At 76.3% G+C, this 16787-nt stretch carries 9 protein-coding genes and 1 pseudogene; 5 read left to right on the plus strand and 5 right to left on the minus strand.

Annotated elements, in window-relative coordinates; all coding sequences use genetic code 11:
* Positions 1 to 153: 153 nt before the first annotated feature.
* Positions 154 to 1431: pseudogene (locus ACIQ87_RS36455) on the minus strand (SpoIIE family protein phosphatase); the annotation flags it as partial.
* 170 nt (positions 1432 to 1601) lie between these two features.
* Entirely contained in the window at positions 1602 to 2987 is a 1386-nt protein-coding gene (locus tag ACIQ87_RS36460) for an NAD(P)/FAD-dependent oxidoreductase (RefSeq protein WP_402415772.1), read from the minus strand.
* A 542-nt stretch (positions 2988 to 3529) separates the two neighbouring features.
* Between ACIQ87_RS36460 and ACIQ87_RS36465 the strand changes: the two genes are divergently transcribed.
* Positions 3530 to 4420, plus strand: coding sequence for a TetR/AcrR family transcriptional regulator (locus tag ACIQ87_RS36465; RefSeq protein ID WP_402415653.1), 891 nt, complete (start codon positions 3530 to 3532; stop codon positions 4418 to 4420).
* A 338-nt stretch (positions 4421 to 4758) separates the two neighbouring features.
* Complete coding sequence (locus ACIQ87_RS36470) at positions 4759 to 7017, plus strand: sigma-70 family RNA polymerase sigma factor (protein WP_402415656.1); 2259 nt, start codon at positions 4759 to 4761, stop codon at positions 7015 to 7017.
* Between the two features lie 104 nt (positions 7018 to 7121).
* On the opposite strand, the gene ACIQ87_RS36475 is transcribed toward ACIQ87_RS36470, so the two are convergent.
* The 3 genes from ACIQ87_RS36475 to ACIQ87_RS36485 all read right to left on the minus strand — a co-directional run bounded on the left by ACIQ87_RS36475 (position 7122) and on the right by ACIQ87_RS36485 (position 11265).
* Positions 7122 to 7826 carry a DsbA family oxidoreductase gene (locus ACIQ87_RS36475; protein WP_402415659.1) on the minus strand — a complete coding sequence of 235 codons (705 nt, stop codon included), beginning with the start codon at positions 7824 to 7826 and terminating at the stop codon, positions 7122 to 7124.
* Between the two features lie 86 nt (positions 7827 to 7912).
* Positions 7913 to 8434: a universal stress protein gene (locus tag ACIQ87_RS36480; RefSeq protein ID WP_402415660.1), complete on the minus strand. Its 522-nt coding sequence runs from the start codon at positions 8432 to 8434 to the stop codon at positions 7913 to 7915.
* A gap of 680 nt (positions 8435 to 9114) precedes the next feature.
* Complete coding sequence (locus ACIQ87_RS36485; protein ID WP_402415663.1) at positions 9115 to 11265, minus strand: asparagine synthase-related protein; 2151 nt, start codon at positions 11263 to 11265, stop codon at positions 9115 to 9117.
* A gap of 817 nt (positions 11266 to 12082) precedes the next feature.
* On the opposite strand from ACIQ87_RS36485, the gene ACIQ87_RS36490 reads away from it, so the two are divergent.
* The 3 genes from ACIQ87_RS36490 to trmB all read left to right on the plus strand — a co-directional run bounded on the left by ACIQ87_RS36490 (position 12083) and on the right by trmB (position 16708).
* The gene (locus ACIQ87_RS36490; RefSeq protein ID WP_402415666.1) at positions 12083 to 13510 is read left to right on the plus strand and encodes an MFS transporter; all 1428 of its coding nucleotides are present in this window, start codon (positions 12083 to 12085) and stop codon (positions 13508 to 13510) included.
* Positions 13511 to 14139: 629 nt separating this feature from the next.
* The gene (locus tag ACIQ87_RS36495) at positions 14140 to 15717 is read left to right on the plus strand and encodes a TROVE domain-containing protein (protein ID WP_402415669.1); all 1578 of its coding nucleotides are present in this window, start codon (positions 14140 to 14142) and stop codon (positions 15715 to 15717) included.
* Between the two features lie 160 nt (positions 15718 to 15877).
* Positions 15878 to 16708 carry a tRNA (guanosine(46)-N7)-methyltransferase TrmB gene (gene trmB, locus ACIQ87_RS36500; protein WP_402415671.1) on the plus strand — a complete coding sequence of 277 codons (831 nt, stop codon included), beginning with the start codon at positions 15878 to 15880 and terminating at the stop codon, positions 16706 to 16708.
* Positions 16709 to 16787: the final 79 nt, after the last annotated feature.

The following is a 16787-nucleotide window of genomic DNA, read 5'->3' on the forward strand; positions in this document are numbered from 1 at the left end:
GGCACGAACCGGAAGTGGTGTTTCAGAGGATTGGCTGCCCCGGGACCGTCCGCGCGGTGCGTGTCCGGTGCTCCCTGCCAGGCAGCTCGAAGAACATTAGACCTCTGGACCCTCCGGGTCAAGCGGCGCAAGCGGATTTCCGGCTCTCTCTTCCGCCGGCAGCTGGAAGGCCAGGACGGCGACGTCGTCGTCGTGCTCGGAGGTCACGCCCATCGCCCGCAGCAGCCGGGCGCAGACCACCTCGGGGGCGCCGATCGCTCCGGTCAGGGTGCGGGCCAGGAGGTCGAGGCCCTGGTCGATGTCCTCGTCGCGACGTTCGACCAGTCCGTCGGTATAGAGGACGCCGGTCGTGCCGGGGAGCAGGCGCAGGGTGTGGGAGACGTGCAGGCCTCCGCCGGTGCCGAGCGGCGGGCCGTTCTGTTCCTCGCTGCGCAGGATGGTGCCGTCGGGGCAGCGCAGCAGGACGGGCAGGTGTCCGGCGGAGGCGTAGGAGAGGGTGCGGCGCTGCGGGTCCCAGACGGCGTAGGTGCAGGTGGCGATCTGGTTGGCGTCGATCTCCATGGCGAGGCCGTCGAGCAGGCGCATGACCTCGTGCGGGGGCAGGTCGAGGCGGGCGTAGGCGCGGACGGCGGTGCGCAGCTGGCCCATGACGGCGGCGGCGCGCAGGCCGCGGCCCATGACGTCACCGATGACGAGGGCCGTGCGCCCGCCGTCGATGGCGATGACGTCGTACCAGTCGCCGCCGACCGCGGCCTCGGCGCCGCCCGGTTGGTAGGTGGCGGCGACCCGCAGGCCGGCCGGCTGGTCGAGCTTCTGCGGGAGCAGGCTGCGCTGGAGGGTGACGGCGGCCTCGCGCTGGCGGCGTTCGGCCTCGCGCAGGCGGGCGGCGGCGAGGACCTGGTCGGTGACCTCGGCGGCGAAGATCAGCACTCCGGCGGGTTGCCCCTCGACGGGGGTGTCGCCGCTCTCCCCGGCGCCGAGCGGGACGCAGGAGACGTTGTAGTAGCGGTTGCCGGTGAGGCCCAGGATGCAGCGGGCCTTGACGCTGCGCGGGCGGCCGCCCCGGATGACCTGGTCCATCAGGGGCAGGACGCCCATGGTGGCGAGTTCGGGGAGCGCCTCCGCGGCCGGCAGGCCGGTGGGGCGTTCGCCGAAGAGTTCGCGGTACGCGCGGTTGGCGTAGCCGAGCTGGTGGAGCGGGCCGTAGGTGACGGCGACCGGGGCGGGGATGCGGTTGAGCACCTCGCGCAGGTTCTGCGGCTTGTGCGGGTCGAGGAGCTCGGCGGGGGCGGCGGGGCCGGTCGGGTCCCGGGGACTGGGCACGACGACGCCCTCGGGGCAGGGCGCACCGTCCTCGGTGCCGGTCCCGGTGGGCGGGAGGGCACGCCAGGGGACTCCGGCGAGCCGGGCGCTCCAGCGCATGAGGTTCAAACGACGGCCGCTTCCTCGTTTTCCAGGCATATCATCACTTTTTGTGTGCGCAGCACCACAAGGGGTAATGACCAGGTCGGGCTGATCCTGTCAGGCGGAGGCCCGGTTCCGGAAGTCGCACGCCCGGCGTGGCCGTCCGGACGACTGCCGGGCCGGCCCGGCGGGCGCGGTCACCGGGGGGCATCCGGGCCGGCGTCGGACCGCCGCCCGGTCTTCGGGTCGAACCCTCCCTCGAAGGCCGAACGCGGGTGCTCCGTCGCGCCCAGCGAGACCACCTCGCGGGAGAACACCCCGCCGAGCACCCAGTCCATCAGCACCCGCACCCGGCGTTCGGCGCTCGGCAGCCGCCGCAGGTGCCGGGCCCGGTGCAGCCACCACGCCCGGCGGCCGGTGAGCGTGCCGCCCCGCCGGGTGTGCGCGACGGCCCGGCGCGGGCCGAGCGAGGTCGAGCAGGCGGCGGGTCCCGGCCGGTAGTCGGCCAGGCGGGGGTCGTGCGGCCCGCCGTCCAGCGCCACCACGACGTTGCGGGCGAGCAACTCGGCCTGGGCGAACGCGTGCTGGGCGTTGGGGGCGCAGGGGGCGCCGTCCGCGTTCGGGTCGGGTACGGCGGCGCAGTCGCCGGCCGCCCAGACCCCGGGCAGGGCGCGTCCGTCCGGTCCGACGGCCTGCAGGGTCGCCAGGCACCGCACCCGGCCGAGGGTGTCCAGCGGCAGGTCGGTCTCACGCAACAGCGGGGACGGCCGGACGCCCGCCGTCCAGACCAGGGTGCGGGCGCCGAAGCGGCTGCCGTCGGAGAGCGCCACGACCCGGTCGGCGGCGGACTCCAGGGTGGTGCGCAGCCGGACGTCGACGCCGCGCTCGCGCAGTTCGCCCAGGGTGTGTTCGGCGAGTTCGGGCGACTCCCCGGCGAGGATCCGGCCGGTCGCCTCGACCAGGATCCAGCGCAGGTCCTCGGCGCCGACGTTGTGGTAGCCGCGCACGGCGGTGCGGGCCATGTCCTCCAGTTCGGCGAGCGCGCCGACGCCCGCGTAGCCGGCGCCGACGAAGACGAAGGTGAGCGCGGACTGGCGCAGCGCCGGGTCACGGGTGGCGGAGGCCAGGTCGAGCTGCTCCAGGACATGGTCGCGCAGGCCCACCGCCTCGCCGACGGTGGAGAAGCCGAGGCCGTGTTCGGCGAGCCCGGGCACCGGAGCCGTGCGGGAGACCGAGCCGGGGGCCACCACGAGGACGTCGTAGGGCAGTTCGACCGGGGCGGGGGGTTCGCCGGGGCCGGCGGCGTCGGCCAGGGCGCGCCGGGCGGCGTGTTCGATCCGGGTGATCCGGGCGGTGACCACCCGGCAGTCCGGCAGGACCCGGCGCAGCGGCACGACCACGTGTCTCGGGTCGATCGAGCCGGCCGCCACCTCGGCCAGCAGCGGGTGGTAGGTGAAGTAGGCCTGGGGCTCGACGACGGTGATCTCCACCTCGCCGCGCCGCAGCCGTTCCCGCAGGGCGCGCTGGAGGTGGAGTGCGGCGGCCGTTCCGGCGCAGCCGCCGCCGGCGATCAGGATCCTGATGGTGCGCCTCCTGCCGATGCGACGTTTCGTCCCCGGCCGCCCCGCGGCCGGGTGTGTCCCCCCATCACGCCCCCTATGAAGGACCGGCGGAGGCGGTCTTGTCCACAGTCCGTACGGGGCTGGTTGCGACGCGAGTGACCACCGTGGCCAGTTGTGCCTACTGGGCGACTTTCTGACGCACTTTCGGCCTCGGAGACTGGTGAACTATGGTCGGATTGTGTACCGGGGCGGCCGTCGCCATGACAATCGGCGGCGACGCACCGTGGAGCGGCCACTACGGCCAGTTCCAGCGTTGGCGTGTAAACCCGACTGGGGGACAGTCATCCGGGGAAGGGTAGTTCCCGGACAGGGCCCCGGACGGTGCCGACGCGCCGAGCCGGAGGTGGACCCGGCACGGCGGCACGAACCGTGGTCACCGGATCGGGACGGGCGGCACGAGCAATGGGTCATCGGGTCATTTCTGACGGGCTGAGCTGCACCGGGGGGTGCAGGGGCCGGCGACGACAGGGTCCGGTTTCGGACGCCTGCGGGGGAGAGCTGGGATGATGGATCAGGAGCAGGTGTTGGGGCGGGCGGTCGCACCGCAGGCCGGGCCGGGCATGGTGCCCGAGCAACGCGGCCCGGTGGAGCTGCCGTCGCAGAGCGGGCTCGGGCAGCTCGGCACGGTCCAGGCGGCCGTGCCGTACCGGGCCGAGCCGGCGGCGGCCGCCGCGGCGGTGCCCGGGGCCAGGCTGCGGGTGGACGCCCGGCGGAACCTGGAGAGCGTGCTGCGGGCGGCCCGCGAGGTGTTCGGCGAGTTCGGCTACGGCGCGCCGATGGAGGAGGTCGCGCGCCGGGCCGGGGTCGGGGTCGGCACCGTCTACCGGCGCTTCCCGAGCAAGGAGGTGCTGGTCCAGCGGATCGCCGCCGAGGAGGTGGCGTGGCTGACCGCCCAGGCGCGGGAGTCGCTGTACGGCGGTGACGGCGCCTGGGACGCGCTGGCCGGCTACCTGGCCCGCGCGGTGAGCAGCGGTGCCGGGCGGCTGCTGCCGCCGGAGGCGTTCCGTTACGCGGAGGAGCTGGGCCGGGTGCCCGAGCAGCGGACGGTGGAACAGCCCGCGGCGGTCCGCTTCGACCTGCGGGGCGAGGAGGCCCGCTCCGGCGGGGTGGTCGAGCCGTCGGCGGCCGACGCCGACCCCCGGCTGCTGCTTCAGTTGCTGGCCGCCCTGGTGGCGCGGGCCGGTGCCGCGGGCGAACTGCGGCCGGGCGTCACGGTGTCGGACGTGGTGCTGGTGCTGACCGCCTCGGTGCCGGTGCACGCGGTCCGTCCGTCGCTCTCCGCGCCGGCGGCCGGCGGTTTCTCGCCGATTTCTCCGCAGACGGACGGTCAACCGGTGGCCGGGCCCTCGGACCGACTGCTGCAGATCCTGCTGGACGGTCTGCGGGAGCGCTGACGCCCGTCGGCCGGCCGGTCCGCCACGCCCGGCGGGCACGGGAGTTGAAGGAAGGACCGGCGCGCGGCCCGGGTGCGCGCGCCGGGTGTGGGAGTCGCACACCCCACCGCCGCACGCTGGGCGAACACTCCCGCGACGGCCCCTCGGAGGGGTGGAAGGCGGTCGCTCCGGCTACCGCCCGCCCCTGCGCTATGCCATCCTTTGCCCGTGGTTGGAGCCAATGTCCCGATGCGCGCCGTTCGCGCGCCGTCGGCGCCGTACGCCGGGGAACCGTGCGCCCACGCACGCCCGCGCGCGCTGCCACACTACGGGGGCTGTCGTGGAATCTGGGGTCCGTTGTGAGCGCCGAGGAACAGAACGACTACGGGTACGGGCTCGACTTCGGAGGCCTCTCCGGTGACGGCGCCGAGGGGTCCGCCGCGGGCCCCTGCAGCCTCGGCAAGACCGGCGGGGCGGCCCAAGTGCCGGGCTCCGCACCGGGCACGGCCGCCGGACACGTCCCCGACCAGGCCGGGATGCCCAGCCGCGAGACGCTCTCCGCCTCCGCGCTGCCCCCGGGCCGGGTGCCCGGGCAGGCCCCGGCGGGCCGCGGCGGTGTCTCCCCCGAGGCGTTCGTCGGCGGACCGTTCACCGGCGACGGCCGGACCGCCCGGCCGACCGTGCCCGCCCCCGCCGATCCGGTGGACGGCGAGCGCCCCGCCTCCGACGCCGAGTTGACCGCCCGGGTGCGGGCCGGCGACGACACCGCGTACGAGGAGATCTACCGCCGGCACGCCGACTCGGTGCGCCGCTACGCGCGCACCTGCTGCCGGGACAGCTTCACCGCCGAGGACCTCGCGGGCGAGGTGTTCGCCCGCACCCTGCAGGCGCTGCGGGCGGGCAAGGGCCCCGAGTTCGCCGTCCGCGCGTACCTGCTGACCGCCGTGCGCAACGTCGCCGCCGCCTGGCACCGCAGCGAGCGGCGCGAGCAACTCGTCGACGACTTCGCCGTGTTCGCGCAGACCTCGGCCGCCGTGGTCGACGTCGACCTCGCCGACCCGGGCGCCGACGCCTGGGCGATGGCGATGGCCGACCAGCGGATGGTCATGCAGGCCTACGCCGAACTGCCCGAGGACGACCGGGTGGTGCTCTGGCACACCGAGGTCGAGCGGGAATCCCCGAAGACCGTCGCGGTGATGCTCGGCAAGACCGCCAACGCCACCGCCGTCCAGGCCCACCGGGCCCGGGACCGGCTCGCCGCCGCGTTCCTCCAGGCGCACGTCTCGGGCAGCCAGGACCGGGCGTGCGAGGCGTACGCCAACCGGCTCGGGGCGTACGCGCGCGGCTCGCTGCGCAAGCGGGCCTCGGCGGAGGTCGGCCGGCACCTCCAGGAGTGCGACCGCTGCACGGCGGCCTGCCTCGAACTGACCGAGATCAACACCGGGCTGCGCGCCCTGCTGCCCGGCGGGGTGCTCGTCTGGATCGGCGTCGGCGGGTTCGGCGCCGCCGCGGCCGCCGTGGGCGGTGCCGCCGCCGTCGGCGGTGCGGCAGCGGCCGGGACGGCCGCCGCGGCCTCCGGGTCCTCGGGGGCGGCGGCCGGTGCGGCCGCCGGCACGGCTGCCGCAGGCTCGACCGGGGCGGCCTCCGGCGGGGCCGGTGCCGCCGCGGTCGGCGAAGGCCTGGGCACCGCGGCCAAGGCCGGGATCGTCGCCGCCATCGCGGTGGCCGCGGCCGCCGTCGCCGCGTACGCGTTCACCGGCTCGCCCGAGCCGAAGCCCCCGGCGGCCGCTCCCCCGGCCCCCAGCGCGCCGGCCGCCGCCGCACCCGGGACGCCGGCGGCCCCGCCCGCACCCGCACCCGCGCCCACGGCGGCTCCGGCCCCGGCGTCCAGCGCCGCCGCCGCGGCCCCGGGGGCGCCCGCGGCGAGCCCCGAGGCCAAGGCGGCCGCCAAGTCCACGCCGGTTCCGCCGCCCGCCACCGACCGGGCGCCGCAGCCCGGAACACCCGCATCCGGCAGCCCGAAGCCACCGGCGCCGAGCTTCACTCCCCCGGTCGTCACCGTGCCGACCCTGCCGCCGCTGCCCACGCCCGACGTGCCGGTCATCCCGACGCCCACCCTGCCGCCGGTGCCGACCCCGACCGTCAGCACGCCGACGCCGCCGGTGCTCAGCGACTTCTGGGGCGACTCGCTGCCCGTGCTGAAGCCCGGCAACAACCGGGTGCCGCCCCCCGAGCCGAGCATCCGGCAGAAGGGCAGCGACAACTTCTGGCAGCGTGACGGCGGCTGGATCGGCGGCGACTACCACCCGCACGCGATCACCGTGCACGCCCCGGCGAGCACCGTGATCGACCTCAACCGCACCTGCACGTCCTTCGACGCGGTGGCCGGGGTGGACGACGCGACGCTCTCACCGGGCGGGGTCGTCTTCAGCGTCCAGGGTTCCGACGGCAGCACCCTGTGGCGTTCCCGCACACTGGCCGTCGGCGACGACGCGGTGCCGGTGCACGTGCCGCTGGCCGGGCAGAAGTCGGTCAAGCTGACGGTCACACCGGTGAACGGGATCTGGTCGGCGCTGAACGTCGCGGACTGGGCCCAGGCCCGCTTCCGGTGCTCGTGACCCGGACGTGGTCGGGGCGGTCATGACCCGAGGCCCGCTCCAGGGGTCCTGGAACGGGCCTCGGGCCTCGCGTGCCGACGGTGACCGTCGGGTGGCGTTGACCGTCAGATGGCGCAGGAGCCGTCCGCGCAGGCCTCCCCGGCCGGGGCGACCTGCACCGGGGCGGGGCGGCGCTCGCCGATCTCGGTGGCGACCTGCTCCAGCACCTTGCGGAAGGTCGCCGCGTCCTGGCCGCCCTGGACGGCCCACTTGCCCTCGAAGACGAAGGTCGGCACGGCGCTGATGCCCAGCTCCCGGCCCTCGGCCAGCTGGGCGTCGACCTCGGCGGTGCCCTCGTCGCCCGCCAGGTAGGCCGCCACCCGGTCGCGGTCCAGGCCGGCCGAGACGGCGACGTCGGTCAGCGCGGCGCGGTCGCCGACGTCGACGCCGTCGGTGAAGTGCGCCTTCAGCAGCGCCTCCTTCAGCCGGCCCTGGACGGCCGGGCCGTACTCGACCTCGGCGAGGTGCAGCAGGCGGTGGCCCAGGAAGGTGTTGGCGTGCAGCGCGGCGTCGAAGTCGTACGTGATGCCCTCGGCGCGGCCCAGCTCGGCCACCCGCGCGTCCATCGCCACCGACTGCGGGCCGTAGCGCTCGGCCAGCCAGGCGCGGTGCGGGCTCGCGGTCTCGGGGGCGTCCGGGACCAGCTGGTACGGGCGGTAGACGACCTCGACCCGCTCCCGGCCCGGGAAGTCCGCCAGGGCCTGCTCGAAACGGCGCTTGCCGATGTAGCACCAGGGACAGGCGATGTCGGACCAGATCTCGACCTTCATGCGGGGGGCTCCAGGGGCGTCTTGTCAGGTGTGGACAAGATGGGTGAACGGTGAACCATCTCGGTACATTCCCGGCACCCCGTCGATCAGGCCGCGGGCGGCGCCGGGACCACCAGCACCGGGCAGGCCGCGTGGTGCACGACCGCCGAACTCACCGAGCCCATCAGCAGCCGGGCGAAGCCTCCGTTGCCCCGGGTGCCGACCACCAGCGTGTGCTGCCGGGTCGCCGCCTCCAGCAGCACCTCGATCACGTTGCCCAGCACCACGTGCAGCGACAGCTCCCCCGCGTACGGCGCGGGGCGCTGGCGCTGCACGGCGGCCACCGAGCGGCGCAGCCCGTCGGCCATGCTCTCGACCAGCGTCTCCACGCTCTCCTGCACCAGCTCCGCCATGCCCGGCGGGTAGCCGGCCGGCGCCGGGTTGACCACGGCGAGCACGTACAGCGGCAGCCCGAACACCTCGGCCTCCGTCATCGCCCGGTCCAGCGCCCACAGCGACCCGTCCGACCCGTCGCACGCCGCCAGCACCCCCGGCGGCCGCCCCGACGGCGGACGCCCCAGCACCGACAGCACAACCGGCACGTCCCGCCCCGCGCTCCCACCGGCCACCGCACACCCTCCTCGCCCCGGACCCACACCCCCGCCATCATCACCGTCCCGCCCACCCGGGCCCGGCAACCGCGCCGCAGACCGGGGCCGACGCACGGGAGGGCCGGGGCCCTGCGGCCAGCGGGCCGGGGGACGGGGGAACAGCTGGTGGCCAGGGCCCGCCGCCGGAGGGACGAGGGGAGCGGCCCGCGCCGCAGACCGGGGCCGACGTACAGGAGGGCCGGGGCCCTGCGGCCGGGGAACGGGAGGGCACGACCCGGGTGCCCCCGGCGATGGCTCGGGCCGAGGCGGAAGCGTCCGGCGGCCCACCGCCGGACGACCGGGGCGAGGGAGGGCGTCGACCCGGTCGTCCTGGCCTCGGCCGGGCGGCTGGGCGTACGACCGGCGCCCGGGGAGCAGGCCGGGACCGCAAGCGGGGCCCGGCCCCTGCCCGGCCGCAGCGCCTGGCGGAAGCACGGTCGCCATCGCGCCCGTCGACCGTCCTCGGGCGGCCGCCCGAGGACGGTCCGGTCGGTGCGCGGGCAGGCTCCCGAGCAGTGGTCGGCGGGCGGGCGGCCGGGACGTGGCCGCGGGGGTGCGCGGTCCGGTCCGACAGGCGCCGTGGCGGCGGGCACGAATGCGACGCGACCACGGCTCGCCGGACGGGGTGGCGGGCAGCGCCAGGGACGCGGCCGGTGGTGTCAGGAGGTGAGCGCGGGTTGGCGGGGGGTGGGCAGGCCGGTCCAGCAGGCGCCGTGGCGGCGGGCGCGGACGCGGCGCAGCCACAGCTCGGTGGAGACGAGGTCCGCGAGGCCGGCGAGGGCGACCGGGGAGAGCGGGGTGGCGGGGTCGGCGGAGCGGGCGAGGTCGGCCCGGACAGCGGGAAGGTCGATCAGGCCGGCTTCGGCGAGCAGCGGTGCGTCGAAGAGTTCGGCGAGTCCGTCGGCGGCGAGGCGCAGGCCGGCGCGGGTGGGGGCGGTGCGGTCGGGGCGGGGGCTGCGGCCCCAGTCGGAGGGCAGGTCGGTGCGGCCGGCGCCGGTGAGAACGGCGTGCAGGAGGGCGTGCCGGGCGCCGGGCTGGAGGCGGACGTCGTCGGGCAGCAGCCGGGCGGCGCGCACCACCTGGTTGTCGAGGAAGGGCGCGTGCAGCCGCTGGCCGGGCTGTTCGGCGGCGTGCACGAGGGTGCGGAAGGAGCGCGCCTGCCGGTAGAGGGCGTGCCGGGCCCGGTGCGCACCGGGGTTCTCCTCGGGCGCCGGTCTGCGCGCCGCCAGGCGCAGCCGCAGCGCGACCGAGGAGAGCGCCTCGTCGGAGAGCCAGCGGGCGGCCGGGCCGGGCACGCACCAGGCGAGGTCGACGGCCGAGCGGGCCCCCGCCGTGCCGTCGCCGTCCGGGACGTGGCGGGCGGTCAGCCTGGCGGCCACCTCGTCCAGTGCCTCCGCGTAGCGGACCCGGGAGAGCCGGTGGGCGGCCCGGAGCACGGTGAGCGGGGTGCGCAGCGTGCCGGTGAGGACGCCCGCGGCCGCCCGGTCGGCGCCGGCCAGCGCGACGACCGGGGGCAGGAGTTCGCGCGGCCGGCCGGCCCGGATCAGGTCGGCGAGCCGGGCCGGGTGCCCGTCCAGGACCTGGCGGGCGCCGTAGCCGGTGAGGTGGTCGGTGCCGCCGGCGTCGAAGCGGGCCTCGGCCCGGGCGGCGGCGACGAGTTCGGGCCCCGGCTCGTCGGTGAGCCGGCCGGACTGCGGGTCGGCGTCCAGCCCGGCGTACGGGAGGGTGTCAGGGCCGGGGTCGAGCACGGTGTGCCGCAGCCGCGGGGTGTCGGGGGCGAGCGCGAGCCCTGCCGGGGGCTCGGTCTCGCCGAGGGTGACGGCGGCCAGCTGCTCGGGGGCGGCGGGTTCCCGGGCGGTGGCGCGGGCCCAGGAGCCCTTGACCGCGCCGCTCCTGGCCCCGGCGGCGGCCCGGGCCGCCGGAAGGGGCGCCGTGGACGCGGCGGCCCTCGGCGCCGGCGGCAGCGGGACGGCGGCGGCGAGCAGCGCGACGGTCGCGGAGGCCGTCCCGTACGAGAGGTCGACGCCGAGCCGGGCCCGCCCGGCCGGATCGATGGCCGGGGTGGGGGTGCGGACCCGGGAGCGGACGGACTCCAGCAGGGCACGGGTGAGTTCGCGGACGGCGGGCGCCTCGTCGCGCGGCTGCTCGGCGCCGGCCGGGTCGTCGTAGCCGGACAGGTACGGGCGGCCGCCGCGGATGCCGAGCACGTGGCCGGGCGGCACCCGCTGGACGTCCAGGTACGGGGTGCCGGTGCCGAGCGCCTCGGGGGACTCGGGGCAGGCGAGCCGGGCGGCGAGGTGGCCGGTGTCGAGCGGGGCGCCGACCAGGTCGGCGAGCGGCAGGGCGGCGGTGGCGTACGCGGTGCCGCCGGCCCACGGGGTGTGGAAGACGGGCCGGGCGCCGGCGAGGTCGGTGAGCAGCAGGGTGGAGCGGGTGCCGGAGCGCAGCACGACGGTGTAGCTGCCGGGCCAGGCGGTCAGGTGGCGGACGGCGCCGCCGCGGGCGGCGGCGAGGCCGGCGGCGAGTTCGGCGTCGGTGGCGCCGCAGTGGCCGAGGACGGCGAGCCGGGAGGTGGCGGGGGTGTCCTCGACCTGGTCGGGGGCGGTGGGGCCGGTGCTGACCACGGCGGGGGCGCCGGGGCGGAGGGTGACCAGGCGGATCTCCCCGGGGCGCCAGTCGCCGACGGCCCAGAGCGGGTCGGGCCCGGCCCACAGGGGGCGCGCGGCGATCGGCTCGACCCTGCCGAGCGTCTCGTGCGCCGGGGTGCCCGCGCTCGGCGCGCCCGTGCACCAGCCCGTCAGCCACCGCATCGCGCCTCCACCGGACGAGGACCTGCATCCGTACGACGCGTTCGCCGCCGCCGGGCGGCCGGGTGGGGTGCCGGACCGGCCCGCGCGCGTCCCGGCGTGCCCCCGCAGCTCGACGCGCCGTCAGGAGACATCGTGCCACCGCGGGGCGCCGCCGTGGTCGGTGTTCCGGGTTCCGTTTCCGTTCGAACCGACCGTTCGACGGCCGCCGCGGCCACGACCGCGGACGGGGGCGGGCTCTCCCGGACCGCTCCGGGTCGGGCCTCCTTCGCCCCCTCCCGATCACTCCGGGCGGGCAAGTTCCGTGCGCCGGAGGTGAGTTCGATCCGCCCGGCTCCCCGGGGGACGGGCGGGCCGGGCCTCCCCCTCCCCGACCCGGAACCGCCCGCGAACACCTTTGACATGGGCATCGCGAGATGGCCGAAAGGCGTCGCCCGGCCCGGGAGGGCATCCGCATGCCCTCCCGGACTTCACCGCCACCCGCGGGGATTGAGGCGGCGGCTTCCCCGGCCCGCCGGGTCCTCGACGGCAGGCCGACCCACGACCACCAGCGAATCGCCGACCTGCCGGTCGGGCCAGGGGGCACGGCCGGGCGCATGTGAACACGGGACCGGAGCACGAGGCTCCGGAGCGCCGCGCGGTCGGCCGGATCCGAGTGGTCCGGACCAACTCCGGTGCGGCACCGCCGAGTGCGCGATCCCGCCATCCGGAATGCGACCTCTTAACCGTCGGAACGCGTCCGACTACGCTAGGTACTGCAGCTACGACCCGGTGCCGCCCGGGCCCCGCGCACAAGGCCGCAGGAGGTGCAGCCGCCACCATGACCGTCAGCCCACGTGGACCGAACGAACGGCTCGGCACGCTCCTGACCCTCGCCCAGATCAGCAACGCCGGGCTGGCCCGCAGGGTCAACGACCTCGGCGCCCAACGCGGGTTGACCCTGCGCTACGACAAGACCTCGGTGGCCCGCTGGGTCAGCAAGGGCATGGTGCCGCAGGGGCCCGTCCCGCACCTGATCGCCACCGCGATCGGCGGCAAGCTCGGCCGGCCCGTCCCGCTGGAGGAGATCGGCCTGGGCGACACCGACCCGGCGCCCGAACTCGGCCTGGCCTTCCCGCGCGAGGTCGCCGACGCGGTCCGCTCCGCGACCGACCTGTGGCGGGTCGACCTCGACCTGCGCCGGGGCCCCGGCGGCGGCCGCTGGAGCGACAGCCTGGCCGGCACCTTCTCGGTCGCCGCCTACGCGACCCCCGTCTCCCGCTGGCTGATCAACCCGGCGGACGGCTCGGTGGCCCGCGAGGTCCCGCGCTCCCCCACCGACACCTCCTCCTACCGGGTCGGCCACTCGGACGCCGCCAAGCTCCGCGAGGCCGCCCAGGAGGCCCGCCGCTGGGACTCCAAGTACGGCGGCGGGGACTGGCGTTCGTCGATGGTGCCGGAGTGCCTGCGGGTGGAGGCGGCGCCGCTGCTGCTCGCCTCGTACAGCGACGCCGTCGGCCGGGCACTGTTCGGCGCGACCGCCGAACTGACCAGACTGGCCGGCTGGATGGCCTTCGACACCGGACAGCACGAGGCCGCCCAGCGCTACTACATCCAGGCGCTGCGGCTCGCCCGGGCCGCCGCCGACGTGCCGCTCGGCGGCTACGTGCTGGCCTCGATGAGCCTCCAGGCGGGCTACCGGGGCTTCGCCGAGGAGGCGGTGGACCTCGCCCAGGCCGCTCTGGAGCGCAACCGGGGCCTGGCCACCGCCCGCACCATGAGCTTCTTCCACCTGGTGGAGGCCAGGGCCCAGGCCAAGGCGCGCAACGCGGCGGCGTGTGCGACGGCGCTCGGCGCGGCGGAGAGCGCTCTCGAACGGGCGCGTGCCGGGGATCCCGATCCGGCGTGGATCGACTTCTACGCCTACGACCGGCTCGCCGCCGACGCCGCCGAGTGCTTCCGCGACCTCGGAGTGCCCTCCAAGGTCCGGCAGTTCACCCGCGAGGCGCTGGCCACGCCCACCGAGGGCTTCGTCCGCTCGCACGGCCTGCGGCTGGTGGTCTCGGCGATGGCCGAGGCGGAGGCGGGCAACCTGGACGCCGCGGTCGCCGCCGGCGAACGCGCCGTCGAGGTGGCCGGCCGGATCTCCTCGCAACGCAGCCGGGAGTACGTGGTGGAGATGCTGCGGCGGCTGGAGCCCTTCCAGGGTGAACGCCGGGTACGGGAGTTGACCGAGCGGGCCCGGGCGGTGATCGTCGCCCCGGCGTGAGCGGCGTACCCGCCAGGCGCGCGCGGCGTATGCGCCCGGCGTGCGGGCCCGGGGCCACGATCCGGGCCCGCCGGTGGATCCCGGCGGTAAATGGGGTGCGGCGGCGGGAGGGGCCTGGCTAGGGTTTCTCCCGTCCAGGTGCGCAGGCAGAGGTTACTTCCACTCCAAATGGGCAGGTCGCGGGTTCGAATCCCGTCACCGGTGCTCCGTACCGGTGTAGCTCAGCCGGCCAGAGCAGCTTCGTCACCTCAGCCGCCTTCGATCTCTGGACACCCACACGTGAATAGATTCCGCACCTCCCGGTGCGACGGCAGCGGTTACTTCTTGGTGAGGCGTCCGTAGGACGCTGCGGTTCGAGCCCGCGAAACACCGCCGCCATCCCTGATCTCGGGAGGCACCGCGCCCCGGAGTGCCCGGTGCGCAGGCGGGGGTTACTTCGGATCTTGCGGTTCCGGGTTCAAGTCCCGGGCGTGCCGTGCGCGAGCGCGGCCGCTAGCTCAATCCGGTAGAGCACAAGGCATACACCTCCGCCGACGTCGGCCGCCCCGCGGCCGGCACGATCTCGGGCACCCCTGGCCGCGGCATGCCTCCCTCCCCACTGACACCAGCAGGCCGAGGGGGGCTGCCGCATGTCCAGGTTCAACTTCCGCAGGACCAAGGCGAGTCCGAGCTCGCCGGTGACCACCACCGGCCGGCGCACCGTCAACCACAACGGCGGCACCGGATTCGTCCGGGACCGCAAGTCCGAGCTCTTCCTGCTCGCGGTGGCCAACATGGTCGGCCAGGACACCTTCCACGAGCGCGGCGGCGAGCGCGACGACCGCTACACCGCGCTGGTGCGCGAACTCGCCGTCGCCGAGCCGGAGTGGACCCTCGGGCTGCTGCGCTGGCTGCGGTACGGCGCCCGGATGCGCACCGCCGCCCTGGTCGGCGCCGCTGAGTTCACCCGGGCCCGGCTGGACGCGGGTGCCCACGGCCACTCCCGGCAGGCCGTCGCGGCGGTGCTGCGGCGCGCCGACGAGCCCGGCGAGCTGCTCGCCTACTGGACCTCGCGCTACGGCCGGGCGCTGCCCAAGCCGCTCAAGCGCGGTGTCGCGGACGCCGTCCGGCACCTGTACGACGCCCGCTCGCTGCTCAAGTACGACACCGCGGGCAAGGGCTACCGCTTCGGCGACGTGATCGAGCTGACCCACCCCTCGCCGGCCCCCGGGAAGGAGTGGCAGGGCGCCCTGTTCGCGTACGCGCTGGACCGCCGCCACCGGCCGGAGGAGGCCGTCCCGCCGACCGCCGACCGGATGCTGACCGCCAACCGGGCGCTGCTCGCGCTGCCCGTCGAGGAACGCCGGGCAGCGGTGACCGCCGAGGGCGGCGCCGAGCGGCTGGCCGCCGCCGGGCTGACCTGGGAGGCGCTGGCGGGCTGGCTGCAGGGGCCGCTGGACGCCGCGGTCTGGGAGGCGGTCATCCCCTCCATGGGACCGATGGCGCTGGTGCGGAACCTGCGCAACTTCGACCGGGCCGGCGTCTCGGACGCCGTCGCGGCCGAGGTGGCCCGGCGGATCTCCGACAAGGACGAGGTGCGGCGCTCGCGCCAGTTCCCGTTCCGCTACCTGGCCGCGCACCGCAACGTGACCTCGCTGCGCTGGGGGCACGCGCTGGAGACCGCGCTCGGCCACTCGCTGGCCAACGTGCCCGAACTGCCCGGCCGGACGCTGGTCCTGGTGGACCGATCCGGTTCGATGTTCGACCGCTCCGGCGGGCCGACCGAGCTCAACCGGGCCGACTCGGCGGCGATCTTCGGCACCGCGCTGAAGGTCCGGGCCGCCAGGGCGGACCTGGTCGAGTTCGGCACCACCAGCCGGGTGGTCGAGGTGGGCCGGGGGGAGGCGGTGCTGCGGGTGCTGGACCGTTTCTCCGACCTCGGCGGCACCAACACCGCCGACGCCGTCCGCACCCACTACCGCGGCCACGACCGGGTGGTGATCGTCACCGACGAGCAGACCGGCCCGAACCACTGGGGCGGCGACCCGCTCGCCGCCGTCCCGGCGCACGTGCCCGTCTACACCTGGAACCTGGCCGGCTACGCCACGGGCCACGGCCCCAGCGGCGGCGCCCACCGGCACACCTTCGGCGGCCTGAGCGACGCGGCCTTCCGGCTGATCCCCCTCCTGGAGGCCGGGGCGAACGCCCACTGGCCCTGGGAGGAGTAGCGGAACGCCGGGACGGCGCCGGGGAGAGGGGAGGGAGCCACCGACGGGGACGGCTCCCTCCCCTCTCCCCTTCCCGGTGTCCGGCCCCGGCGGCCGGGCGGATGAGCCCGGTCACAGGCCCCGTCGGAGCGCCCCGACAGCCCCGTAGACTCGGGTGATTGTGACTGCCACCGCCCCGATCCCCCAGCCCTCGCCGTCCGCCCGGCTGTCCGCCGCGCCGGCCGCCTACCCCGCGCCGATGTACCCGCACAAGGCCACCGAGGCCCAGCACCGCGAGCGCCGCATCCGCAGCTTCCAGCCGCGCCGGGGCCGGATGACCAACGCCCAGGCGAGCGCCCTGGACCGGAGCTGGGAGACGTACGGCATACCCATCGACGGCACCCCGCTGGACCTGCCGGAGCTGTTCGGCGGCCTGCCGGTGACCCTGGAGATCGGCTTCGGCATGGGCGAGACCACCGCCGCGATGGCCGCCGCCGACCCGGACATGGGCATCCTCGCCGCCGACGTGCACACCCCCGGCCACGGCAACCTGCTCGGCCTGCTGGAGCGCGACGGCTCCCGGAACGTCCGGACGGCCGCCGGCGACGCGGTGATCCTGCTGCGCGACATGCTCCAGGACGCCTCGCTGGCCGGTCTGCGGGTCTACTTCGCCGACCCGTGGCCCAAGCCGAAGCACCACAAGCGCCGGCTGGTCCAGCCCGCCTTCCTCGACCTGGTGCTGCCCCGGCTCGCCCCCGGCGCCCTGGTGCACTGCGCCACCGACTGGGAGCCGTACGCCGAGCAGATGCTGGCCGTGCTGTCCGACTCCCCGGAGCTGGAGAACCTGCACCCCGAGGGTGACGGGACCGGCTGGCTGGAGCCCGCGGACCACCCGGACGGCAGCATCCCCGGCTACGCCCCGCGGCCGGACTGGCGCCCGGTCACCAAGTTCGAACGGGCCGGGATCGCCAAGGGCCACGTCGTCCACGACCTGCTGTTCCGCCGCCGCTGACCCACCGGCACCGTTCGAACGGGCGCCCGCGCGGCGGCCGTTCGGGTCGGCCGGGGACGGCCGGTCCGGCCCGATTCCC

Origin of the sequence: Kitasatospora sp. NPDC096204, assembly GCF_044763205.1 — a bacterium.
Lineage (GTDB): Bacteria > Actinomycetota > Actinomycetes > Streptomycetales > Streptomycetaceae > Kitasatospora.

Excerpts from the sequence above, each read along its gene's own strand:
- ACIQ87_RS36465 (WP_402415653.1), top strand. The coding sequence starts at position 3,530 with ATGATGGATCAGGAGCAGGTGTTGGGGCGGGCGGTCGCACCGCAGGCC.
- ACIQ87_RS36475 (WP_402415659.1), bottom strand. The coding sequence starts at position 7,826 with ATGAAGGTCGAGATCTGGTCCGACATCGCCTGTCCCTGGTGCTACATC.
- ACIQ87_RS36485 (WP_402415663.1), bottom strand. The coding sequence starts at position 11,265 with ATGCGGTGGCTGACGGGCTGGTGCACGGGCGCGCCGAGCGCGGGCACC.
- ACIQ87_RS36490 (WP_402415666.1), top strand. The coding sequence starts at position 12,083 with ATGACCGTCAGCCCACGTGGACCGAACGAACGGCTCGGCACGCTCCTG.
- ACIQ87_RS36495 (WP_402415669.1), top strand. The coding sequence starts at position 14,140 with ATGTCCAGGTTCAACTTCCGCAGGACCAAGGCGAGTCCGAGCTCGCCG.